The 23,067-nt window shown below is 60.4% G+C and carries 18 protein-coding genes; 7 read left to right on the forward strand and 11 right to left on the reverse strand.

Annotation, left to right across the window (positions count from 1 at the left end; all coding sequences use genetic code 11):
* Nucleotides 1-33: 33 nt before the first annotated feature.
* Nucleotides 34-2,907 carry a DNA polymerase I gene (gene polA, locus FGF66_RS03190; RefSeq protein ID WP_139456262.1) on the reverse strand — a complete coding sequence of 958 codons (2,874 nt, stop codon included), beginning with the start codon at nt 2,905-2,907 and terminating at the stop codon, nt 34-36.
* Nucleotides 2,904-3,746 carry a prephenate dehydratase gene (gene pheA, locus FGF66_RS03195; RefSeq protein ID WP_139456263.1) on the reverse strand — a complete coding sequence of 281 codons (843 nt, stop codon included), beginning with the start codon at nt 3,744-3,746 and terminating at the stop codon, nt 2,904-2,906. Before pheA ends, polA begins: the two co-directional genes overlap by 4 nt.
* A 193-nt stretch (nt 3,747-3,939) precedes the next feature.
* Here pheA and FGF66_RS03200 point away from each other — a divergent pair, with 193 nt between their 5' ends.
* Genes FGF66_RS03200 through FGF66_RS03210 form a run of 3 tightly spaced genes read left to right on the forward strand, consistent with a single transcriptional unit; the run spans nt 3,940 to nt 5,850 of the window.
* Nucleotides 3,940-4,695, forward strand: coding sequence for a YebC/PmpR family DNA-binding transcriptional regulator (locus FGF66_RS03200; RefSeq protein WP_139456264.1), 756 nt, complete (start codon nt 3,940-3,942; stop codon nt 4,693-4,695).
* Nucleotides 4,696-4,698: 3 nt separating this feature from the next.
* Nucleotides 4,699-5,265, forward strand: a complete 567-nt coding sequence (gene ruvC, locus FGF66_RS03205; protein ID WP_139456265.1) for a crossover junction endodeoxyribonuclease RuvC — start codon at nt 4,699-4,701, stop codon at nt 5,263-5,265.
* 30 nt (nt 5,266-5,295) lie between these two features.
* Nucleotides 5,296-5,850, forward strand: a complete 555-nt coding sequence (locus tag FGF66_RS03210; protein ID WP_139456266.1) for a CDP-alcohol phosphatidyltransferase family protein — start codon at nt 5,296-5,298, stop codon at nt 5,848-5,850.
* A 306-nt stretch (nt 5,851-6,156) separates the two neighbouring features.
* Here FGF66_RS03210 and FGF66_RS03215 read toward each other — a convergent pair whose 3' ends face one another.
* Both FGF66_RS03215 and FGF66_RS03220 read right to left on the reverse strand, forming a co-directional pair.
* Nucleotides 6,157-7,560 carry a bifunctional UDP-3-O-[3-hydroxymyristoyl] N-acetylglucosamine deacetylase/3-hydroxyacyl-ACP dehydratase gene (locus FGF66_RS03215; RefSeq protein WP_139456267.1) on the reverse strand — a complete coding sequence of 468 codons (1,404 nt, stop codon included), beginning with the start codon at nt 7,558-7,560 and terminating at the stop codon, nt 6,157-6,159.
* A 200-nt stretch (nt 7,561-7,760) separates the two neighbouring features.
* Nucleotides 7,761-8,561, reverse strand: a complete 801-nt coding sequence (locus FGF66_RS03220) for an inositol monophosphatase family protein (RefSeq protein WP_139456268.1) — start codon at nt 8,559-8,561, stop codon at nt 7,761-7,763.
* A gap of 198 nt (nt 8,562-8,759) precedes the next feature.
* Between FGF66_RS03220 and FGF66_RS03225 the strand changes: the two genes are divergently transcribed.
* The gene (locus FGF66_RS03225) at nt 8,760-9,236 is read left to right on the forward strand and encodes a TspO/MBR family protein (protein WP_139456269.1); all 477 of its coding nucleotides are present in this window, start codon (nt 8,760-8,762) and stop codon (nt 9,234-9,236) included.
* A gap of 69 nt (nt 9,237-9,305) precedes the next feature.
* Here the strand turns inward: FGF66_RS03225 and FGF66_RS03230 are convergent, their stop codons facing one another.
* Complete coding sequence (locus FGF66_RS03230; protein ID WP_139456270.1) at nt 9,306-9,857, reverse strand: hypothetical protein; 552 nt, start codon at nt 9,855-9,857, stop codon at nt 9,306-9,308.
* Nucleotides 9,858-10,407: 550 nt separating this feature from the next.
* On the opposite strand from FGF66_RS03230, the gene FGF66_RS03235 reads away from it, so the two are divergent.
* Nucleotides 10,408-10,710: a (2Fe-2S) ferredoxin domain-containing protein gene (locus tag FGF66_RS03235; protein WP_139456271.1), complete on the forward strand. Its 303-nt coding sequence runs from the start codon at nt 10,408-10,410 to the stop codon at nt 10,708-10,710.
* 62 nt (nt 10,711-10,772) lie between these two features.
* Here the strand turns inward: FGF66_RS03235 and FGF66_RS03240 are convergent, their stop codons facing one another.
* The 6 genes from FGF66_RS03240 to rsmI all read right to left on the reverse strand — a co-directional run bounded on the left by FGF66_RS03240 (nt 10,773) and on the right by rsmI (nt 20,132).
* Entirely contained in the window at nt 10,773-11,261 is a 489-nt protein-coding gene (locus FGF66_RS03240; protein ID WP_139456272.1) for a DUF4405 domain-containing protein, read from the reverse strand.
* A gap of 194 nt (nt 11,262-11,455) precedes the next feature.
* Nucleotides 11,456-13,435 carry an acetate--CoA ligase gene (gene acs, locus FGF66_RS03245; RefSeq protein ID WP_139456273.1) on the reverse strand — a complete coding sequence of 660 codons (1,980 nt, stop codon included), beginning with the start codon at nt 13,433-13,435 and terminating at the stop codon, nt 11,456-11,458.
* A 175-nt stretch (nt 13,436-13,610) separates the two neighbouring features.
* Nucleotides 13,611-16,043, reverse strand: coding sequence for a leucine--tRNA ligase (leuS, locus tag FGF66_RS03250; protein ID WP_139456274.1), 2,433 nt, complete (start codon nt 16,041-16,043; stop codon nt 13,611-13,613).
* Between the two features lie 115 nt (nt 16,044-16,158).
* Entirely contained in the window at nt 16,159-18,363 is a 2,205-nt protein-coding gene (locus FGF66_RS03255; RefSeq protein WP_139456275.1) for a polyribonucleotide nucleotidyltransferase, read from the reverse strand.
* A gap of 199 nt (nt 18,364-18,562) precedes the next feature.
* The gene (panC, locus tag FGF66_RS03260; protein WP_139456276.1) at nt 18,563-19,417 is read right to left on the reverse strand and encodes a pantoate--beta-alanine ligase; all 855 of its coding nucleotides are present in this window, start codon (nt 19,415-19,417) and stop codon (nt 18,563-18,565) included.
* Nucleotides 19,401-20,132, reverse strand: coding sequence for a 16S rRNA (cytidine(1402)-2'-O)-methyltransferase (gene rsmI, locus FGF66_RS03265; protein WP_139456340.1), 732 nt, complete (start codon nt 20,130-20,132; stop codon nt 19,401-19,403). Before rsmI ends, panC begins: the two co-directional genes overlap by 17 nt.
* Nucleotides 20,133-20,235: 103 nt before the next feature.
* On the opposite strand from rsmI, the gene FGF66_RS03270 reads away from it, so the two are divergent.
* Both FGF66_RS03270 and sppA read left to right on the forward strand, forming a co-directional pair.
* Nucleotides 20,236-21,219: an ABC transporter ATP-binding protein gene (locus FGF66_RS03270; RefSeq protein ID WP_139456277.1), complete on the forward strand. Its 984-nt coding sequence runs from the start codon at nt 20,236-20,238 to the stop codon at nt 21,217-21,219.
* A gap of 15 nt (nt 21,220-21,234) precedes the next feature.
* A complete protein-coding gene (sppA, locus tag FGF66_RS03275; protein WP_139456278.1) occupies nt 21,235-23,025 on the forward strand; it encodes a signal peptide peptidase SppA in 1,791 nt (596 codons plus the stop codon).
* Nucleotides 23,026-23,067: the final 42 nt, after the last annotated feature.

Raw genomic sequence — 23,067 nt, forward strand, 5'->3', positions numbered from 1 at the left:
AATATATAAAAAGATTTTTTGAATAGTCAACGGCTAATGGGCCTCCAGCCAGTTTTTTCCGGCCCCGGTCTCCACCTCCACCGGCACACTTTTTACACCGCATTTCGCGGCGGCTTCGACCATGTTCCGCTCCACCATCTCCCTGAGCCGCGCCTCTTCGGCTGGCGGCGTCTCGAAGAGCAGTTCGTCGTGCACCTGTAAGAGCATCACCGAGCGGAACTCTCCGCTCTTCAGCTCGCGGCTGACCGAGCGCATCGCGTACTTGATGATGTCCGCCGCCGCGCCCTGGATTGGCGTGTTCATCGTGACCCGCTCGGCGGCCTTGCGGATGTTGGCGTTCGGACTGTTGAGGTCGGGCACGTAGCGGCGGCGGCCCATGAGCGTGGTGACGTAACCGCGTTTCCGCGCCTCCTCGATGGTCGCCTGGAGCGAGGAGAACATGCCGGGATATTTGGCCATGTAGGTGTCGATGATCTCTTTGGCCTCTTTCTGCGTGATGCCGAGGCGCTGGGCGAGGCCGAAGGGCTGGATGCCGTAGAGTACGCCGAAGTTGACCTCCTTGGCCTTGCGCCGCATGTCGGGCGTCACCTCCGCCGTGTCGAAGATGACCCGCGCCGTGGCGGCGTGGATGTCCTCGCGGTTGCGGAACGCCTCGATGAGCATCGGGTCGCCCGACAGCTCGGCGGCGATGCGCAGCTCGATCTGCGAGTAGTCCGCCGAGAGCAGGAGGTTGCCGGGACTCGACGGAATGAAGGCGCGGCGAATCTCCTTGCCCAGCTCCGTGCGGATCGGGATGTTCTGTAAGTTCGGGTTCGACGACGAGAGCCGCCCGGTAGCGGTGATCGACTGGTTGAACGAGGTGTGCACCCGGCCCGTCAGCGGGTTGATCATCTTTGGCAGCGCCTCGATGTAGGTGCCTTTGAGCTTTTGCAGGCTGCGGTATTCGAGCAGGTCGGAGGCGACGGGGTGCAGCAGGGCCAGCTCTTCGAGCACCTGCACGTTGGTGGAGTAGCCGGTTTTGGTCGCCTTTCTGGCGGGCAGCTTCAGCACGTCGAACAGGATGTGGCCGAGCTGCTTTGGCGAGTCGATATTGAAGGTCTCGCCAGTGGCTTCATAAATCCGTTCGGTCAGCCCGACCAGCTCTTCATTGACCTTGACGGCGAGCGTGGCGAGGTGCGCCGTGTCGATCGAGACCCCCTCGTGCTCCATCCGGGCCAGTACGCTGACCAGCGGGAATTCGAGTTGGCGGCAGACGTCGAGCAGCTCCGGGTTTTTTTCGAGCCGCTCTTCGAGCGCGTGGCGGAGCTTGAGGGCGATGTCGGCGTCCTGACAGCCGTAGTCCGAAAGCTTTTGCGGCTCCACCTCGAAGATGCCGATGGCCGCTTTGCCCGTGCCGACCAGCTCCGAGTACTTGACGGTCTGCCGTCCGAGGTGCAGCGCGGCCAGGTCGTCGAGGTTGTGCCGCGCCTCCGGATCGAGCACGTAGCTGGCGAGCATGGTGTCGAACTCGACCGGCGCAAGCTCCACGCCATACTTTTTCAGCACGAGGATGTCGTATTTCAGGTTCTGGCCGGTCTTGCCGATGGCCGGATTTTCAAGCAGCGGCTTGAGCCTGGCGACGGTCGTTTTTGCGTCCAACCCCGGTGTGCCAAAATAGACGAAGAACGCTTCGCCGGGCTTGATCGAAAAGGAGATGCCCGCCAGCTCCGCCTCGAAGGTGTCGAGGCTCGTGGTTTCGGTATCGACCGCGAATCCACCGGAGCTTTCGAGTTTTTCGAGAAGCGTGTCGAACGCCTCCCCGGTGTCCACGAGGTGGTACTCGGAGCCTTCGCCCGCCGGAGTGAGCGGCGGATCGCCGGGATCGTCCGCACTTGCCGCCGTCGGTGCGCTCGCGTCGGAAGCGGCGGACGAGGCGGCGGGCGCGGCGATGCGCAGCACGGCGAGGGCGCGCGCGGCGATGCTCTTCAGCTCCAGCCTCGCCAGAAGCGCGAAAAGCGCTTCGGGGTCGGGCTTGCTCGCGTGCAGCGCTTCGAGGGTGAGCGGCAGGTCGAGGTTGGTGCGGATCGTCACCAGCTCCCGCACGAGCGGCATCATCTCGCGGAATACTTCGAGGCTTTGGCGCGTCTTTGGCGTGAGTTTGTCGAGGTTGGCGTAGATGCCTTCGAGCGAGCCGTACTTTTCGAGCAGGCTGGAGGCGGTTTTTGGGCCGATGCCCTTCGCGCCGGGAATGTTGTCGGAGGTGTCGCCGGTCAGCGTCAACAGGTCGATGAACTGCTCCGGCGGTGCGCCGAACTGCGAGGCCACCTCGGCGCTGCCGACCAGCTCGAACTCGTTCTGCCTCTTGCCGGGCTTGAGGATGCGTACGCCGTCGTGCACCAGTTGCGACATATCTTTGTCCGGCGTGACGATGAAGACCCGACAGCTCTCCTCGAACTTTCGCGCCGCCGTGCCGATGAGGTCGTCCGCCTCGAAGCCGGGCATGATGACCAGCGGAATGCCGCACGCCAGAATCAGCTCGCGGATGTCGCCGAGCTGGCTGATGAGATCGTTCGGCGGGGCGGGGCGGTTGGCTTTGTACGCCTCGTACTTTTCGTGCCGGAAGGTCTTTTCGGGGCTGTCGAACGTGACGGCGAGGTAGTCCGGGCGGTACTCCTCGATGATTCTGAAAAGGCTGGAGGCGAAGCCGAACACCGCGCCGGTCGGAGCGCCGTCACGGGTGCTCATCCGCGCCTGCTGTAAGGCGTAGAAGGCGCGGTAAACCATCGCCATACCGTCGAGCAGGAAGAGGCCCGGCTTTTGCCTGCCCTGTATTGCGTTATCGGGATTCTTGTCTGGAACCGGGTCTGGCTGAGGCTGCGTTTCTGTCGCGGGCGCGTCGAACAGGCCCATCTGGTTGTCGCTCGTCATGGATTTACCACCCCGTAGCTGCCGAGTACCCGCACCATCGTGGCGAACTCCCGGAGATTTTCGAGTGCATTGTGGACGTTCTCGTCCTCCCGGTGGCCGATGAAGTCGGCGTAGAAGAGGTACTCGAACGCTTTTTTGCGCGATGGGCGCGACTCGATCTTGGTCAAATCGATACCCCGCAGCGCAAAGGTGGCCAGCGCCCGAAAGAGCGATCCCTGCTCGTTGGGCAGCGCGAAGACAATCGAGGTCTTCGGTCGCGCCGTGTCGGGCTGGACTTTGAGATGCGACAGGTCGGGATTGTTCTCGCGAGTGATGCAGAAGAAGCGGGTGAAGTTCCACTCCTCGTCGGCGAGATTTTCGCGGAGAATGTCGAGTCCGTACAGCTCGCCGGCCCGCTTCGAGGCGATGGCGAGCGCCTTCCGGTCGCCGCTTTCCGAGATCATCTTGGCGCTTCCCGCCGTGTCGTAGGCCGCTTCGGCCTTGATGCGCGGGTGGGTTGCGATGAAGTGATGGCACTGCGCCAGCGCCTGCGGATGGGAGAGCACGCGCGTGGCCTCTTCCACCGACGCGCCTGGCAGGCCGAGCAGGCAGTGTTCCACCTTGACGAAGGTCTCGGCGAGGATCACCACCGGACGGTGGAGCAGAAGGTCGTAGTTCTGGTGGATGCTTCCGCCGAGCGAGTTTTCGATGGGAATGGCCGCGTAATCGGCTTTTTGATCCGTGACTGCCGTGAAGACGTCATCGAAGCTTTCGCAAGGCAGCGGTTCGCCGAATCGTAGCGCTGCAATTTCACTGTACGCGCCGGGTTCTCCCTGATAAGCGATCAACCAGTTTGTCATTCTTCGTTCTTGTATTTAATTTAAGGACGCCTTTGAAACCTTGCCGACCTGACCCGGCAATTGTCGGGAACCGTGGCGATTTTCAGAGGCGCTTTTATTTTATACCCTGTGGAATTTGCTTTTCTTAAAGTAAAAGAAATCTTTTCATAACCGCGTCATTTCCGGAATACCATCAATCATCGGTTTGTAATCTATGTCAGGACACAGTAAATGGGCGACCATCAAGCGCAAGAAGGCCGCCACCGACCAGAAGAGAGGAAACCTTTTCACCAAGCTCGTCAAGGAGATCACCATCGCGGCCAAAATGGGGGGCGGCGATCCGTCGGGCAACCCGCGTCTGCGCCTCGCCATCGATACGGCGCGGGCCAACTCGATGCCGATGGACAACATCCAGCGCGCCATCAAGAAGGGCACCGGTGAACTCGAAGGCGCGACTTACGAAGAGATCACCTACGAGGGCTACGGCCCCGGCGGCATCGCGATCATCATCGAGACGGCGACCGACAACCGCAACCGCACCGTGGCCGACATCCGCCACCTGATGAGTCGCAGCGGCGGTTCGCTCGGCGAGAGCGGCAGCGTCGGCTGGATGTTCAGTCGCAAGGGTTCCATCGAGGTGCCGAAATCGGCCATCTCCGAGGATGACCTGATGGAGCTGCTGCTCGACGCGGGCCTCGAAGAGCTGGAGAGCGACGACGAACAGTACTACACCGTCCTGACCGACGTGAAGGATCTGGAGCCGGTCAAGAAGGCGCTCGAAGATGCGGCCATTCCGTTCGAGAACGCCAAGATGGATATGATTCCGGGCAACTATGTCGAACTCGACATCGAAGACGCCCGCAAGGCGCTCAGGCTGATCGACGCGCTCGAAAACAGCGACGACGCCCAGGCGGTCTATAGCAACATGGACATCAGCGAAAGCGTGATGAATGCTCTTGACGAAGAATAATTCATGATTGTGCTGGGCATCGATCCGGGCAGCCGCAAGACCGGCTATGGCGTCATCGCCGGAACGGCGGAGGGCTATCGCGTCGTGGGCTGCGGACTTGTCCGCCCTCGCGCCTCGGCCACGCTGCATGAGCGCATCGCCCAGCTCTGCCTTGGCATCGACGAGGTGGTCGTGCGGCTGAGGCCCGAAGCTGTGGCGCTCGAAACGGCCTTCGTGGGGCGCAACGTCAGGAGCGCATTGATTCTCGGCCAGGTGCGGGGCGCGATGCTCGCCACGGTCTTGAAGCACGGCTTGCCCGTGCGCGAATACGCGCCGCGCGAGATCAAGCTTGCCGTCACCGGCACCGGTTCGGCGCGAAAGGAGCAGGTGGCGGCGATGCTGTCGCGGCTGCTCGAACTTGGCCTTGAGCCGAAGCCGCTCGACGTCACCGACGCGCTTGGCATCGCGTATTGCGATCTGGCGCGGGGCGCGTCGGCCATCCGGCCTGAAGACGGGACAAAGAAAAGCGGGAACAGCCGGAGCCGGGGGTGGGCGGCCTTCGTGACTGACCACCCGGAGCTGGTGGCCTGAGAATTTTCCTGGAACAAAACAAGACCGATCGTGCAGGGACATATTTTCAATCTTCCCAATTCGCTGAGTTTCCTGAGGATTCTCCTGATTCCCTGGTTCATTTACAGCCTCGATGCGGGTGACACGCAAACCGCCATCATCATCATGTTTGTCGCGCTGCTCAGCGACTGGTTCGACGGCCAGACGGCCCGGTGGACCAACGAGGTCTCCGACATGGGCAAGATTCTCGACCCCTTGGCCGACAAGCTCTGCCTGGCCAGCGTCGCGCTCTACTACCTCTGGAAAGGGGAGTTGCCGCTCTGGTTCGTGACGTTCGTGCTGGTTCGTGACCTGGTGATCTTTTTTGGTGCGGCGTGGATACGTCACCGGCACAACGTATTGACGACGTCGCTCTGGCCCGGCAAATGGGCGGTGGGCTTCGTTTCGATGATGTTCATCACGATGGTCTGGCCGCTTCCCCTGTTCCGGCAGTGGCCGGTGAAGGAGTTCTTCATGTATCTGTCCGCCGCCATGCTTTTCTACTCGTTTGTAGAATACTGCATCAGGTTCTACAAAATCCAGAAAGGGGCCGAATTCAAAGCCTGATTTTCTCCACAGCTTCCCTTTTCTCCCTAATTTCTTTGAATGCAGGATGTTACCTCTATCTTAACGCTCTCAATATGGATAAGTGTACTCAAATGATATGTCAAAGTGTATATAGGCATTATCAAGTGTATTTATTTCAATGAGATACTGGTAGTTTACGCCCTTTTTCAGGCAGCGCCGAAGGTGTGGACAAATTGTTGATAACCTGTTGGCGAACCTGTTGGCAAGGTGTGGAAGGGCGTGAAAAACGCAAAAAACCCCGGAGTTCCGGGGTTTTTTCATAACGACGTATTTTCTCGTGTCGCCTCAGCTCTTTTTGCTCATGACGGTGGCCATCAGCGAGGCTTCGCAGACCAGCTCGCCGCGCACGTAAGCCTTGGCGTCGAACTGGCAGACCGAGCGGCGCTTGTTGGTCATGATCGCTTCGATGACGAGCGTGTCGCCCGGCAGCACCGGCTTGCGGAAGCGGGCTTTGTCGATGCCCATGAAAAAGACCACGGAGTCCTGGAGGTTCTCGTTGCCATTGAGCATGATGATGCCGCCGGTCTGCGCCATCGCCTCGATGATGAGCACACCCGGCATCACCGGATTGCCGGGGAAATGGCCCTGGAAGAAGGGTTCGTTCATCGTGACGTTCTTGATCGCCACGATCTTTTCGTCGAGCTTGAACTCGACGATCTTGTCGATCAACAGGAACGGGTAGCGGTGCGGCAGAATCTTCATGATCGCGTTGATGTCGAAGATCACGCCGGCCTTCTTTTCGTGCTGGAACTGGCGGGCCAGTTTGTTGCGGTCGGCGTACTTTTTGAGCTGCGTGACGAACTCCACGTTCGAGGCGTGGCCCGGACGCGCAGCGAGAATCTGCGCCTTCACCGGCATTCCGAGCAGCGCCAGGTCGCCGAGCAGGTCGAGAAGCTTGTGGCGGGCCGGTTCGTTGGTGAAGCGCAATTCGCGGTTGTTCAGAATGCCGTTCTCGCCGAGCACGAGGTGCGAAGCGTCCACGCCGACCTTGCCCGCAAGCCCCTGAATCTGCGACTCGTCGAGCTGCTTGTCAACGATCACGATGGCGTTGTCGATGTCCGCGCCCTTGATAATGCCCTGGTTGGCCAGAGCCTCGACCTCGGAGAGGAAGCAGAAGGTGCGGCACGGTGAGAATTCGCCGAGAAACTCCTTGTCGAGGTCGAACAGGCCGGAGTGCTGCGAGCCGAGCGCCGGGTTTTTGTAATCGACCATCACCGTCGCGCGGAAGCCGTCGAGCGGCAGGGCGACGATGTCCACGCCCTTTTCGGCATTGTGGTACTCGATGGTCTCGTCGATGACGAGGTAATTTTTCGGCTCGTCCTGCTCGGCGATGCCCGCCGAAAGCAGCGCTTCGGCGAAGGGACGGGAGCTGCCGTCGAGCACCGGCGGTTCGGGGCCGCTGAGTTCGATGCGGCAGTTGTCGATCTGCAAGCCGTACAACGCGGCGAGCACGTGCTCGGTGGTGTGCACCTTGACCTCGCCGATGCCGATGGTGGTGCCGCGCAGCACATCGACGACGTGGTCGATCAGCGCCGGAATTTCCGGGCAATCATCGATGTCGTTTCTGACAAAAATATAACCGGTGTTGACCGGTGCGGGCTTGAAGGTGATCGTGCATTCCCGGCCGGTGTGCAGGCCGATCCCCGTGAGTGAAATTTCGTTCTGGAGGGTGCGCTGATGAATGAGCATGGCTGGCGTGGGCTTGCGATGGAAAATTGCAAAGATACGAAAGTGGCGCTAACTCTTCAAATCGGGGTTTTGTCGGTTTGTCACTAAGGTTGTGGTTCTGAATCTTGTAGGGGCGGACCTGTGTGTCTGCCCTTAACCGAATCCGTCCGAACATCGGGATGTTGCGATATTATCGCTCGTCAGCTCGCAGGCGTCAATATTTACACCGCGTCTCCAAAATGTCTCTGCGCTTTTTCCAGCAGCAGCCGGTGCGTCAGCGGGCTTCCGGCAAGAATGCTCGTATGGGCGAACACGTCCGGCGAACCGTCGATGCCGGTCACGATGCCGCCCGCCTCGCGCACCAGCAGTACGCCCGCCGCGAAGTCCCACGGAAAGAGCCGGTACTCGAAGAAGCCGTCGAAGCGCCCGGCGGCGGTGTAAGCGAGGTCGATGGAGGCCGATCCGGCGCGGCGGATGCCCGCCGAATCGGCGATGACATCCCGCAGCAAGCCGATGTAGTCGTCGATGTAATGGTCGTAATCCCTGAAAGGCAGGCCGGTGGCGAACAGGTAACTCCCTTTTTCATCACGAGTTGAAACGCCGATGCGCTCGCCGTTCAGGAATGCGCCCTCGCCCCGGACGGCGGTGAACAGCTCGTCGAGCACCGGCTGATACACCACGCCGACCGCGAGTTCGCCGGATGCGTCGCGCATGGCGATGCTGATGCCGAACACCGGGAACGAGTGGATGAAGTTCAGCGTGCCGTCGAGCGGATCGACAATCCAGACGCGCCCGGACGCTCCGTTGCCGCTGGTTCCCTCCTCGCAGAGCAGCCCGTCTTCCGGAAACGCCTCGGCGATGGTGGCCGCAATGGTGGCCTCGCAATGCTTGTCAACCTCGGTCACGAAATCCTTGAACTCCTTGGTGACAATCTCTCGCTGGGAAAGTTCGCCGAATCGGGAAAGGGTGATAGCGCCTGCCGCTTTGGCCGCCTTGACGGCTGTCTGGAGTTCGAGATTCATACGCTGCGTCGTGATCGGGTGAACGAAAATTGCTGGCCCAATATATCATTTGTCAGCGAATTGCAGGGTCGGGTCTTGTGACCGTCCGGCAACGTAAAGCAGGTCAAAATCTTTGTTCACCTCGTCCGCGCGGGGAATTAACTGCCCGGAATGGGGCTTGTAGTGTGAACTTCCCGATTCGTCAACCAACCAACCATCATGAACAACCGAATTCTCACGCTCGCGCTCTGCATCGGCCTCTGCCTTGCTGTCGGCTTTGCCGGAAGCACCTTCACGCCGGAGCCTGGTTCCTGGTATTACACCACGCTCAACAAGCCGGAATGGAATCCGCCCGACTGGCTCTTTGCGCCGGTCTGGACGGTGCTGTTCATCATGATGGGCACGGCGCTTGCGAAGGTGCTCGGGGCGGGGTGGCAAAAGAACGAGGTCAAAACCGGCGTTGCGCTGTTCGCGATTCAACTGATCCTGAACCTCGGCTGGTCGGCGTCGTTTTTCGGAATGCAGTCGCCGATGAAGGCGCTGGTCGTCATTGCATTGCTTTGGATTTTCATTGTCCTGACCATGTTCGCCTTCGCCAGAGTCTCGAAACCGGCCTCACTGCTGCTCGCGCCATACCTCGCCTGGGTGAGTTTCGCCTCTTTCCTGAACTTCACCATTTTGCAACTGAATCCGTGACGAGAAGGGGATAAGTCCTATAGGTCGTATAAGACTTATAGGACTTATAGGGCGAATAAGACTTTGCCGTTACTCCAGCGTTTTCAGCTTCGCGACGGCGATTTTTCCCGCTTCGATCAGCCTTTCCCGGATGGCGGCATTGCTGGTGTTTCCGGCTCCGACTTGGATGTAGTAGCCGTCAGCCATAATGTAGATGCCACCAGTCGTGATGAACGCTTCGTCGCCCACTCCTTCAACATCGGTTCTCATGCCCTCGAAATTATCCTTGAGGCTTTTGTCGATCGACGCCGCGCCAGCGCCGCCGGGCGGGAAGAATGCGTCCTGCGTCAGCGAGACCTGCAAGAACGGTATCGGTTCGCCGCTGGCCGGGTTGTACAGGCAGAGCTTCATGCCGACCACCTGCTGTTCACTTTTCTCCGCAGGCCTGACCGCTTCCCCAAGCAGCTTTGCGGCCTCCTCCTGCGTGATGAGCTGGCAGGGTTCGATGATTTTAGAAGCCTGCGGCTGAACCGTCGCATTGCCGCCGCCGGTATCAGACTGCCGGGACGAGTCGCCGCCGCATCCCGCAAAAAGCAGGACAGCGCAGAGCGGGAGAATCCGGATGATGTGTGCTGGTCGCATGAGGTGAGGTGATTTTATTTTCGGTGGATGGATTACATTGAAAAGTAGGGAATTTTTGCCGGATGTGGTGGCGGCGCGATTGGGTTGCTTGATGGGAAGGGCGGATGTTGCTGTGTGTGATGCTTTAGGCTCTGTCTGTATGCGTTTATATGGACTGAAAATCAAAAACCGCGTTTTATGCAGATCAGTAAAAATAATGTTAGAAATTGGGAGGGGATATGAAAAAACGTGCCGACGTAGAACCTCTGATCGTCCAGGAATGGTTAAAACGCCCTGACAAAGAACGAACAGAGAATGACGTACTGGTGTTCTACGGATACCTTCGTTCCCATCGTCCGGAACTTCTTGACTTTCGTGCTTCCGGTGACAAGTATCAAACACTACAGTCCATTCTTCGTTACCACATTGAACGGTAACTTTCGGCGGCGAGAGAAAAGTTTTGATGTTTATTTCTAACAAGTTGCTCCAGTCGGCCTCCCAACTGCTTCGCAGTCAGCTGGCGGTTGAGCGTAAGCGTTAGACGAAATATTCACTTCAAAGATATTCAACCATGCTTCAACAAAACGAATCACCTTACATCGCTCATGTCTTCGTTTGCACCAATGATCGCGGGGGAGAGCGGAAATCTTGTGCGGACAATGACAGTCAGCTTGTGAAAGAACAATTGAAAAAAGCGGTTGACGGGAAAGGGTGGAAAGGGAAGGTGAGGGTTTCGACATCCGGCTGCATGGGGGTTTGCGCTCAGGGGGCCAATGTGATGATTTATCCGCAGAAGCTCTGGTTTTCCGAGGTGTCGCCGGATGATGTGGAGGCGATCGCCTCTGCCATTGAGCGGATCATGGAGAAAATTTGACAGACGATTTTACGAGGATTGAGTAAGGGCAGGCACACAGGTCTGCCCCTACAAATCATCCGTCATTCAAACAGTGCGAGGATAACCTTTTGCTCTTCGCTGCCGTTGGCGGCGGCGATTGCTTTGATGCTCTGGCTTGCATCACCGACCTTGAGACCCTTCTGTTCGAGCTTGGCGATCGCCTGTTCGGGACTCAACTTCACGACTGGCGCGAGGGTTTCAACCGAGGCGGTCGAAAGCGTGTTGCTGATCCTTTTCATCGGGTTGCCGCCTTTGCCCTGCGAGGGAACCGTGATGGCGGCGACGGTGACGATCAGGCCCGTGGAGATGATCGCCAGCGCCGCCTTGCGGCTGAAGTAGTTGGTGAAGCTTTTCCAGTTCGCAATCGTATGGAGTACGCCGCCTGTGACGAGCGCCCAGCTCAGCCATTCGTGCACCGGCTTGATGAGACCGCCCTCTTTGTGGAAGAAAATCAGGATGCCGGTGACGGCGGAAATGATGAAGGTCGCGATGATAAGCGGAGTCGCCCAGGATTTCAGTGTCGGTTTCATGATTGGTTTTGGGAGTGGTGAATATATTGTTTCACCATGTTTGACGCCGATTGGGCGGGAGTCTTGCGGGGGGCAGGCCAGATCAGTCCAATCAGACTGATCTGGCTGATCGGTCTGAGAGAAAATGGTTTTACCTAAACGAAGAAGCCCCGGTTTTTTTGCCGGGGCTTCTTCATTGTGGCGCTGTGTTCAGCTTAGCCTTCGTCTTCCTGTTCGCGGAGGTTTTCGATCACGCCGAGGTCTTCGAGCGTGGTGACGTCGCCCTTGATCTCGTTGGAGGTGGCGAGCTCGCGGAGCAGGCGGCGCATGATTTTGCCGCTCCGGGTTTTCGGCAGACCCTTCGCCCATTTGATTTCGTCCGGCTTGGCGATGGCGCCGATCTCCTTGGCGACGTGCTTGCCGAGTTCATCGCGCAGCTTCGCGTCACCTTCGTAGCCGTCCTTGAGCGTGACGAACGCGACGAGCGCATTGCCCTTGATGTCGTCCGGACGGCTGACCACGGCGGCTTCGGCGACCGCTTCGTGCGACACGAGAGCGCTTTCGACCTCGCTGGTGCCGAGACGGTGACCCGAGACGTTCACCACGTCATCGACGCGGCCCATGATCCAGATGTAACCGTCATCATCCTTTCTCGCGCCGTCGCCGGTGAAGTACATGCCGGGGAATTCAGACCAGTAGGTCTTTTCGTAGCGCTCGTTGTCGCCGTAGATGGTGCGGAGCATCGAGGGCCACGGGTGCTTGATCACCAGATAGCCGCCTTCGTTGGCGTTGCACGGGGTGCCATCTTTGTGCACGACGTCCACCATGATGCCCGGAAGCGGGCGGGTGGCGGTGCCGGGCTTGGTCGGGGTCGCGCCGGGCATTGGCGAAACCATGATGCCGCCGGTTTCGGTCTGCCACCAGGTATCGACGATCGGGCACTTCTCCTGTCCCACGTACTTGTGATACCACATCCATGCTTCAGGGTTGATCGGTTCGCCGACCGTGCCGAGCAGGCGGAGCGAACGGAGGTCGTGCTTGGTGACCCACTCGTTGCCGGCGCGGATGAAGGCGCGGATGGCCGTTGGCGCGGTGTAGAAAATGGTGATCTTGTGGCGGTTGATGATGTCCCAGAAGCGATCCCACTGCGGATAGTTCGGTGCGCCTTCGTACATGAAGACGGTCGCGCCGGTGAGCAGCGGGCCATAGACCATGTAGCTGTGGCCGGTGATCCAGCCAACGTCGGCGGTGCAGAAGTAGATATCTTCGTCCTTGATGTCGAACACATATTTGAACGAGGCGGCGGCGTGCACCATGTAGCCGCCCGTGGTGTGCAGAATGCCTTTCGGCTTGCCGGTCGAGCCGCTGGTGTAGAGCAGGAAGAGCGGATGTTCGGCCTCCACCTGCGCCGCTTCGCACTCGTCTTCGGCCAGCCCCATGAGGTCGTGCCACCAGTGATCCATGCCGTCGTGCATGGTGATCTGCTCGTTGGTGACTTTCAGGACGATGACGTTCCTGATCGACGGGGTATTGACGATCGCTTCGTCAACGATGTTTTTCAGGTTGATCGAACCGCCGCGGCGACGGGTTCCGTCGGCGCAGATGACCATTTTGGCGCGGGAGTCGTTCACCCTTTCGGTGATGGCGTGGGCGGCGAAGCCGGCGAAAATGACGTTGTGCACCGCGCCAACCCTGGCGCAGGCGAGCACGGCGATGATCAGTTCTGGCACCATGCCCATGTAGACGGCCACCCTGTCGCCCGGCTTGATGCCGGCGATTTTCAGGACGTTGGCGAATTTGCTGACCTGGCGGTGCAGTTCGCCGTAGGTGAGGATACGCTCGTTGCCCTCTTCACCTTCCCACATGATCGCCGCCTTGTTCTTGCGCCAGCTGTTGACGTGAACGTCGAGGCAGTTGTAGCTGATGTTGGTGGTGCCGCCGTTGAACCATTTGGCATAAGGAGCATTCCATTCGAGCACCGAGTCCCAGGGTTTGAACCAGTGGAATTGCGAGGCCAGGTCGCCCCAGTACTTGTCAGGATCGGCGGCGGCATCTGCATAGAGCTGTTCGTACTGTTCCATGCTCGAAACGTGCGCTGAGGAAGAGAACTCTGCCGTCGGCGGAAATTTCCTGCGTTCGGAGAGAACCGAACTGATCGATTCAGAGGGCTGGCCGGTTGTTTGCTCAGTTGCCATTGGTAAAACGGTTTTGTATTGAAAAAAAAGCCTGCCACCCCTTGAGAGGGCGCTGACGGTTGGCCGGTTTTGGGTAAGGGCCCGGCAGCCAGCCCTTGAAAATTGTGAACTAAAATTTACAGAAAATCAGGTCATGCCAAAAAGGTAATTTTATATCGCATCGGTATGATCCCGTTTACTTTCCTGCTGGCTTGACGGCGAAGTTGACCAGCTTGCCGGGCACGGCGATCTCCTTGACGATACTCTGCCCGTCGAGGAACTTCACGACGCTCTCGACCTTTTTGGCCGCCTCGATCATCTCCTCCCTGGCGCAGCCCGCCGGAGCCTCGAAAGTGCCCCGCAGCTTGCCGTTGACCTGCACGGCGATGGTCAGCACGTCGTCCGCGGCGAGCGCCGGATCGAACACCGGCCATGCGGCTCCGCTGATCGACTCCGCGTGGCCGAGCGTCTGCCACAGCTCTTCGGTGATGTGCGGCGCGAAGGGCGAGAGCAGCACGAGCACGGTCTCCACCGCCTCGCGGCTGTAGCAGTTCGCCCTGTGCAGCTCGTTGACGAGCACCATCATCTCCGAAATGGCGGTGTTGAACTTGAGCTGTTCGGTGTCCTCGGTCACTTTTTTGATCGCCTTGTGCATCCGTTTGAGAATCGCCTCCGACGGCTTGTCATCGGTAACTCTCGGCGTTTCGGCGAACTCCTCCCAGACCAGACGCCACGCCTTGCCGAGGAAGCGGCTGATCCCCTCGATGCCGTTGGTGTTCCATGGCTTGACCTGTTCGAGCGGGCCGAGGAACATCTCGTAGAGCCGCACCGCGTCCGCGCCGTAGGCGCTCAGCACGTGGTCGGCGGGGATGACGTTGCCCCGCGATTTGGACATCTTCTCGTTATCCTCGCCGAGGATCATCCCCTGGTTGAAGAGGCGCTGGAACGGCTCTCTGGTGCTGACCACGTCGAGGTCGTAGAGCACCTTGTGCCAGAAGCGCGAGTAGAGCAGGTGAAGCACCGCGTGCTCCGCGCCGCCGATGTACAGATCGACGTTCATCCAGTATTGTTCGCGCGCCGGATCGATCAGCTCGTCGCTGTTTTGCGGGTCGATGAAGCGCAGGTAGTACCAGCAGCTTCCGGCCCATTGCGGCATGGTGTTGGTTTCGCGGCGGAACTTGCCGTGCTCGTCCTCGCCGTAGAGCCAGCTCTCGATGTTGGCCAGTGGTGACTCGCCGGTCGAGGTGGGCTGGTAGGCCTCCACTTCGGGCAGCGTGAGCGGCAGCGTGGTTTCGGGGCGCATCGAACCGTCGTCGTAGTGCTTGATCGGGATCGGCTCGCCCCAGTAGCGCTGGCGGCTGAAGACCCAGTCGCGCAGCTTGTAGTTCACCTTGCGCTTGCCCTTGCCCTTGCCCTTCGACTCCAGCCACGCAGCCATGCGGTCGAAGGCGGTTTTGAAGTCGAGGCCGTCGATGGAGATTTCGTCGTTCGACGAGTTCACGCAGAGGCTCTCCTTGCCCTCGAACACAGCCTCCTCGACGTCGTGCGGGCTTTTGATCACTTCGCGGATCGGCAGGCCGAATTTCTTGGCGAACTCCCAGTCGCGGCTGTCGTGCGCCGGGACGGACATGATCGCGCCGGTGCCGTAGCTGGTGAGCACGAAGTCCGAAATCCAGACCGGCAGCGCCTCGCCCGTGGCCGGGTTAATGGCGTAGGAGCCGGTGAATACGCCGGTTTTCTCCTTCTGCAAACCGGTGCGCTCCAGCTCGGTTTTGAGCCTGGCCTGCTCGATATATTTTTTGACCTCGACGAGCTGCTGGGCGATGGCGAGCTTTTCGGCCATCGGATGCTCCGGCGAAATGACGAGGTAGGTCGCGCCGAAAAGCGTGTCGGGGCGGGTGGTATAGACGCGCAGGTTGGTGCGGTGGCAGCGCAGCTCGAAGTCGATTTCGACGCCCTCGGAGCGGCCGATCCAGTTACGCTGCATCTGCTTGACGTTCTCCGGCCAGTCAACGTCGCCGAGATCCTCAAGCAGCCGCTCGGCGTAGGCGGTGATCTTCAGCACCCACTGGCGGAGCGGGCGGCGCACCACCGTGTAGCCGTCGGCCAGCTTTTCGTCAACCTCCTCGTTGGCCAGCACGACTTTCAGCTCCTCGCACCAGTTGACGTCCACCTCCGAGATGTAGGCCAGCCCTTTTTCGTAGAGCTTCAGGAAAATCCACTGCGTCCACTTGAAGTAGTTCGGGTCGGTGGTGTTGATTTCGCGGCTCCAGTCGTAGGAGAAGCCCATGCTCTTGAGGGTCTCGCGGAAGTTGGAGACGTTGACCTCGGTGGTCAGCCGGGGATGGGTGCCGGTCTTGATGGCGAACTGCTCGGCGGGCAGGCCGAAGGCGTCCCACCCCATCGGGTGCAGCACGTTGAAGCCCCGGCAGCGCTTGTAGCGGGCGACGATGTCGGTGGCGGTGTAACCTTCGAGGTGGCCGACGTGCAGCCCCGATCCGCTCGGATAGGGGAACATGTCGAGCACGTAATATTTCGGTTTTTCCCGATCCTGTCCCGATGCGAAGGTCTCTTCGTTTGCCCACCGGGCCTGCCACTTCCGCTCTATGGTTGAAAAATCGTATTTCATTATTGCACTGATCGTTTTCAAAAATGATGCCGGGAAGATAATCCCGCGCCGGTAATGAAAAAAGGCAGTGCAGGGTTATTTCCCCCGCACTGCCTTCGTTTCAGTTGCGTCGCGTTTAGTCCCGTTCCGGCTGCGTCGCGCCGTTTGTTCCGGCTGGCTGCTCATTGCTATCGAGCAGCGCTTTGATCGAGAGGGCGAACTTGGTTTTGCCGGTGCGCGGATCCTTGCGCACGTCGATCAGCTTCACCTTGACCCGGTCACCCACCTTGAGCACGTCGCTCACCTTGGCGATGCGCTCCCGTGCAATCTCCGAGATGTGCACCAGGCCGTCGGTCTTCGGCAGGAACTCGACGAAAGCGCCAAGCTCGTCGCGGATGTCGCGAACCTTGCCCATGTAAACCGTGCCGACCTCCGGCTTGGAGACGAGGGTTTTGATGGTCTCGACCGCCGCTTTGGTGCCTTCGGGGCTGGAGCAGGCGATGGTGACCGTGCCGTCGTCTTCGATGTTGATCTCCGCGCCGGTCTCCTCGGTGATGCTGCGGATGGTTTCGCCGCCCTTGCCGATCACCATGCCGATGGCGTCCACCGGAATCTGGATGGTGGTGAGGCGCGGCGCGTACCTGCCGATGTCTTCGCGCGATTCGGGAAGGGCCTCGGTCATGACGTCGAGGATGTGCAGGCGTCCGCGACGCGCCTGTTCGAGCGCGGTTTCGAGGATGTGGTAGTCCAGGCCGTCGATCTTGATGTCCATCTGGCAGGCGGTGATGCCGTCGCGGGTGCCGGCAACCTTGAAGTCCATGTCGCCGAGATGATCCTCGTTGCCGAGAATGTCCGAAAGCACGGCGTAGTGGTCGCCCTCCTTGATGAGGCCCATCGCGATGCCGGAGACCGGCTTCCGGAGCGGAATGCCGCCGTCCATCGCGGCCAGCGTACCGCCGCAGACCGAGGCCATCGACGACGAACCGTTCGATTCGAGGATGTCAGACACAAGGCGCACGGTGTACGGGAACTCCTGCTCCGGAGGCATCACCATCTTGATGGAGCGCTCGGCCAGGTTGCCATGACCGATCTCGCGCCGTCCGGTGCCGCCGAGCCTGCCGGTTTCGCCGACCGAGAAGGGCGGGAAGTTGTAGTGCAGCATGAAGCGCTTGTCCTTGTCGTCGGTGAGCGTATCGACCGACTGGGCGTCCTTTTTGGTGCCAAGCGTGAGCGTGACGAGCGCCTGCGTTTCGCCGCGCGTGAAGAGCGCAGAACCGTGCGCCCTCGGAATGAGGCCCAGCTCGATGCTGATCGGACGAACCTGCTCCAGCGTACGGCCATCGAGGCGTTTGCTATCGTCGAGAATCATGTGACGCATCACCTTCTTTTCGACGGCGTGGATGCACTCTTCGATCATGTGCTCGTTCAGGCAGAAGGCGCTGGACGGATCGGCTTCGATCTGATCGGGGCCGACGCGGTCGGTGAAGTGCGTGAGGGTTTTTCTGAGGGTTTGCGTGTAGATGGCTTTGGTCTTTTCGGCGCGCTCCTCCTTGGCGAGCGGGGTGTAGGCCAGAGCTTTCAGCTCGGCCGAGCAGTGCTCCTCGACGAAATTGACCAGTACGTTCGGCGCGACGGTCGGAGAGAATGGGCGTTTGGGCTTGGCTACCTCGGTGGCGAGTTCACGCTGGAGGGCGCAGATTTTCTTGATGGCTTCGTGGCCGAAGCGGATGGCGTCGAGCATTTCGACTTCGGAGATCTCCTTCATCTCGCCTTCCAACATGCAGATGGTATCCTCGGTGCCGCCGATGCAGATGTCCATATCGCTCTGCGACAGCTCGTTCATGTCGGGGTTGACGATGAAGAAACCGTTGACGCGACCGACGCGAACTTCGGACATCGGGTTCTGGAACGGAATATCGGAAACCATGATGGCAGCCGAAGCGGCGATGCCGCCAAGCACGTCGGCGTCGTTGATCGTGTCGGAGGAGATGACCGAAATGATGATCTGGGTCTCGTGGTAGTAACCGTCAGGGAAGAGCGGGCGCAAAGCGCGGTCGATCAGTCGGGCGGAGAGAATCTCCTTTTCGGAAGGGCGTCCTTCGCGCTTGAAAAAGCCGCCGGGGAACTTGCCTGCCGCCGAATATTTTTCGCGGTACTCGACCTGCATCGGGAAGAAGTCCTGGTTCAGCGGCGGCGGAGTTTTGGTCGAAACCACCGTGGCGAGCACCATGGTGTCTCCGAGGGCGACGACGACCGCGCCGTCAGCCTGTTTGGCCATTTTGCCGGTTTCGATCGTGATTACCTTACCCTGTCCAAGATCGATCTCTTTTTTGATAAACATGGAAATCTGTTGTGGTTAGTAGTGATGAACCTCTTCGGTTGACCTTCGCGGCGATTCCATGTCAGATGGAAAAATCAGGGAGCTGGATGCCGGTCACGGTCGAAGCCAATTCAAAAAAATTAAAAAGTTAAGTAATATACTATAAAATTGTTGCCTTCCAGTATCGGCGGCGCTTTCGCGCTGCTCCCGCTCCGGCGCGTTACTGAAATTCAAATCTCCAGTTGTCGATCAGTCTGGTCGAACCGATGCGTACGGCCATGATGAGCCGACAGGCTTTGCCTGGCGCCGCTTTGGCGGCTGGCTCGAAGGTCGCCTCATCGACGAAAGAGAGGTAGCCGGTTTGCGCGTCCGGTTCGGAGTTCACCAGCGCTTCGGCTTCCGAGGCGATGGCGTCGAGGTCGGCGCGGCCCTGTTCGATCTGCTCGGCGGCGTACCTGATGGCGCGGTAGAGCACCGAGGCCTGCTGCCGCTCGTCCGACGAGAGGTAGATGTTGCGCGAGCTGGTGGCCAGTCCGTCGCTTTCGCGGGCGACAGGAGCGCCGAGGATTGTCACGGCGATGTTCAGGTCGGCTACCACCCGCCGGATGACGGTGAGCTGCTGCGCGTCCTTCTCGCCGAAGATGGCGAGGTGTGGGCGCGTGATGCCGAGCAGCTTGACCACTACCGTCGCCATGCCGCTGAAGTGGCCGGGCCGCGACGCGCCTTCGAAGCGCGTTGCGATGGGACCGGGATCGATCATCGTCGAGTAGCTTTCCGGATACATCGCTTCCGTCGATGGCGCGAACAGGTAGTCAACGCCTGCCGACCGCGCCAGGGCGGCGTCCTGTTCGAAAGGCCTCGGATAGCGGTGGAAATCTTCGCCGGGGCCGAACTGCGTCGGATTGACAAAGAGGGTCATGATGACCGTTCCGGCCTTCTCCCTGGCGAGTTTCACCAGACTCAGGTGTCCCTCGTGCAGAGCGCCCATCGTCATGACGACGCCGATGTACTGGTGCTGGAGGCGCAGCTTTTCGGCGATAGCCTGCATTTCAGCCGGATTAGTGATGATCTGCATGTTCCTGTCTCTTTTTTGAACGTTTGTCTGCCGGATGGACGACCACGACGAACTCGCCCCGCTGCTTCTGGCCGGTGAAGTGGGCCGCCAGGTCGTCGGGCGCGCCGGTGACGTACTCTTCGTGCATCTTGGTGATTTCGCGGGCGGCGAACACCTGCGCTTCGGGGAAGTGCTCCTTGACCTCCTCCATCAGCCGCCCGATCCGGTGCGGCGATTCGTAGAAAACGACGGTGCTGTCCAGCGACGCCAGAAATTCGAGGCGGCTTTTGCGCCCCTTTTTGTGCGGCAGGAACCCGGCGAAGAAGAAGCTGCTCGACGGCAGCGGGCAGACCGAGAGCGCAGCCGTCAGGGCGCTCGCGCCCGGTACCGGCACGACAGGCAGGCCCGCCGAGTGCGCGGCGCTCGCCATCGTGTAGCCGGGATCGCTGATGGCGGGCGTACCCGCGTCGGTCACGAGCGCCACGTCCTCGCCCGCTTCGAGCAGCTCGATCACCTGCCGCACGGCGCGTTCCTCGTTGAAGCTGTGGTAGCTGACCAGCCGCTTGCCCTCGATGCCGAAGTGCTTGAGCAGAATCGAGGTGCGCCGGGTGTCCTCGCAGGCGATCGCGCCCGCGTCGTGCAGCGTTTTGACCGCGCGGAAAGTCATGTCGTCGAGATTGCCGAGCGGGGTGGCCACCACGGAGAGCGTACCTTTATGTTCGTCGCGGGAGTGTATCAATGGTTGCGCCAGTTGAAGAGGGGCGGCCTTTATTCGGGAAGCTTGTATATTATGACCATTATTATAGCAAAAATTATGAGAAACAGATCGATGCGAACCCATGCAGCGTGAACAGATACTGTCGGTCAGCGGACTGAAAGTTCATTTTCCGGTCAGGAACTCCGGACTATCCGGCGGCAAGCAGGTCGCAAAGGCGGTCAACGGCGTGTCGTTCGAGGTCTTCCGGGGCGAAACGCTCGGTTTGGTCGGCGAGTCGGGCTGCGGCAAGACCACGCTTGGCCGCTCGATCGTGCGGCTCGTGCAGCCCTCGAAAGGGGGCAAAATCGTCTTCTGTGGCCGCGACATCACCGACCTTGGCAACCGGGAGTTCAGGCCGCTGCGCACGGAGATGCAGATGATCTTCCAGGATCCTTTCGGTTCGCTCAATCCGCGCCTGACCGTCGGGCAGACGCTCGGCGAGGTGCTCAAGGTGCACGGCATCACCAAAGGCGCGTCGGCCACCGCCAGGAAAATCGACCAGCTCCTCGACACGGTGGGCCTCAACCGCGACTACGCCAACCGCTATCCGCACGAGTTCTCCGGCGGCCAGCGCCAGCGCGTCGGCATCGCCAGGGCGCTGGCCGTCAACCCGTCGTTCATCATCTGCGACGAACCGGTTTCGGCGCTCGACGTCTCGATCCAATCGCAGATCATCAACCTGCTCAAGGATTTGCAGCGCGAGCTGGGGCTGACCTATCTTTTTATCGCGCACGACCTCTCGGTGGTCGAGTACATCTCGGATCGCGTGGCGGTGATGTATCTCGGCAAGATCGTCGAAATCGCCGACGCCGGAACGCTCTACGCCAGTCCGAAGCACCCCTACACCCAGGCGCTGCTTTCGGCCATTCCGATGCCAGAACTCGGCCACAAGCGCGAGCGCATCGTGCTCAAGGGCGACCTGCCGGGGCCGCTCTCAATCCCCGACGGATGCAGCTTCCACCCCCGCTGCCCCTTCGCCAAAGAGGAGTGCCGGAAGCGCGAGCCGGAGCTGCTGCCGCTCGAGGATGACCCGTCGCACAAGGTGAGCTGCATTCTTTATCATTGATTCAATCCATCTGATATGGCCGACAAGAATCGAGAAAAAGGCGGATGTTTCCGCGCCGGATGCCTGACGGCGGTCGTCGCCGTCCTGCTGCTTGCCGGGTTGGGATGGTTTGCGCAACAGTGGGGCAACCGGCTTCCGGGTCGTTTCGTGCTCCGCGTGCCCGTGAGCGGCGCTATCGACGAGCGCTCGCCCGATGCCGCGTCGTTACCCCTTGGCGGCGCGCGCCAGCCGCTCTCGCTCGAAGAGCTGCTGACGATCCTCGATCGCGCCCGAGCCGACAAGCGGGTCGATTCGGTGCTGCTTGAAATCGATGGCCTCGGCGCTCCGGCGGCGAAGGCGCAGGAGCTGGAGCGCTCCATCGCCGAACTGCGGAAATCTGGCAAAAAAGTGACCGCCCTGCTCGATACCCCCGAAGACAAGGATTACCGGCTCGCCGCCGCCTGCGACTCCGTCATCGTCCGGAAAGGCTCGTGGATGATGCTCGATGGCCTGAAGGCCGAGATGTTCTTTTTTAGCGATCCGCTCAAAAAGCTTGGCGTGAGCTTCCAGGCGGCGCAGTGGAAAAAGTACAAGAGCGCCGTCGAGTCCTTCACGCGGAGTTCGCCAAGCCCGGAAAATCTCGAAGAGACCAATGCGCTGCTCGACGACGCTTGGGCGGATTATCTCGATTCCGTGTCGCGGCATCGCCATATCGACCCGGCTGAGTTCAGGAACGTAGTCGATTCGCTCGCCGTGCTGACGCCCGAAAAGGCGCTCGCGCTGCGCCTCGTCGACCGCGTCGCCACCGAGCGCCAGCTCGAAAAGGAGTACGAAGAGCGGCTCGGCAAACCCGCCGGAGAGCTGTTCGTGGGCGGACGGGAGTATCTCGGCGCGACCGGCGGCATGAGGCCGAAGAGCAGCGGCGACCGGATCGCCGTGGTCGCCATCACCGGCATGATCGTCAGCGACGGCGCGGGCGGAGTGGGTGAAGCCGAAGTCACTGACGTCTCCACCGTGAAGCAGGCGCTCCAGACCGCGCTCGACGACCCGAAGGTCAAGGCGATCGTGCTGCGCATCGACAGTCCCGGCGGCGACGCGCTTGCCGCTTCGACGATGCTCGAACTGCTCCAGGAGGCTCGGCTCCAAAAGCCGATCGTGGCCTCGATGTCGGGCGTGGCGGCCTCGGGCGGCTACATGGTGGCGCTCGCGGGCAGCAAGATATTCGCCGAACCGCTCACCATAACCGGCTCGATTGGCGTCTTTTCGCTCAAGCCCGACCTCGGCGGCCTGCTCGAAAAGACCGGCATCCGCCGCGAAGTGCTCACGCGCGGACGTTTCGCCGACGCCTACACGCCATTCAAGGCGTTCGACGACGCATCGTTCCGCAAGTTCGTCGAAACCGCGGGCACGATTTATGACGACTTCATCGCCAAAGTGGCGAAAGGCCGCAAGATGACGCCCGCCGAGGTCGATGCCGTGGCTGGAGGCCGCGTCTGGAGCGGCAAGCGGGCGCTCGAAGTTGGTCTCATCGACCGCATCGGCGGCCTCGCCGACGCCGTGCAGGAGGCCCAAAAGCTCGCGAAGATGGACGCCAAAGCCAAGCCGGAGCTGCTCTACCTGCCCGCCCGCAAAACCTGGCTCGAATACCTGCTCGCGGGCGACGCCTCTGAGCTGGCATCGGCGCTGACCGCCGGAGTGCTCCGGCAATCGCTCGGCGAGCTGGAGCCGCTCACCCGCCTGCCCGGCACAAAAACCGCCCGCTTCCTCCTCCGCACGGAAGAGCCGCAAGTGCTGGCGCTCGATCCGGTCGAAGTGACGATAAAGTGACGGTTGGTTGAATTTTCCAGGGGCGGCCACAAGAGCCGCCCC

Origin of the sequence: Chlorobaculum thiosulfatiphilum (genome assembly GCF_006265165.1) — a bacterium.
Classification (GTDB): domain Bacteria; phylum Bacteroidota; class Chlorobiia; order Chlorobiales; family Chlorobiaceae; genus Chlorobaculum; species Chlorobaculum thiosulfatiphilum.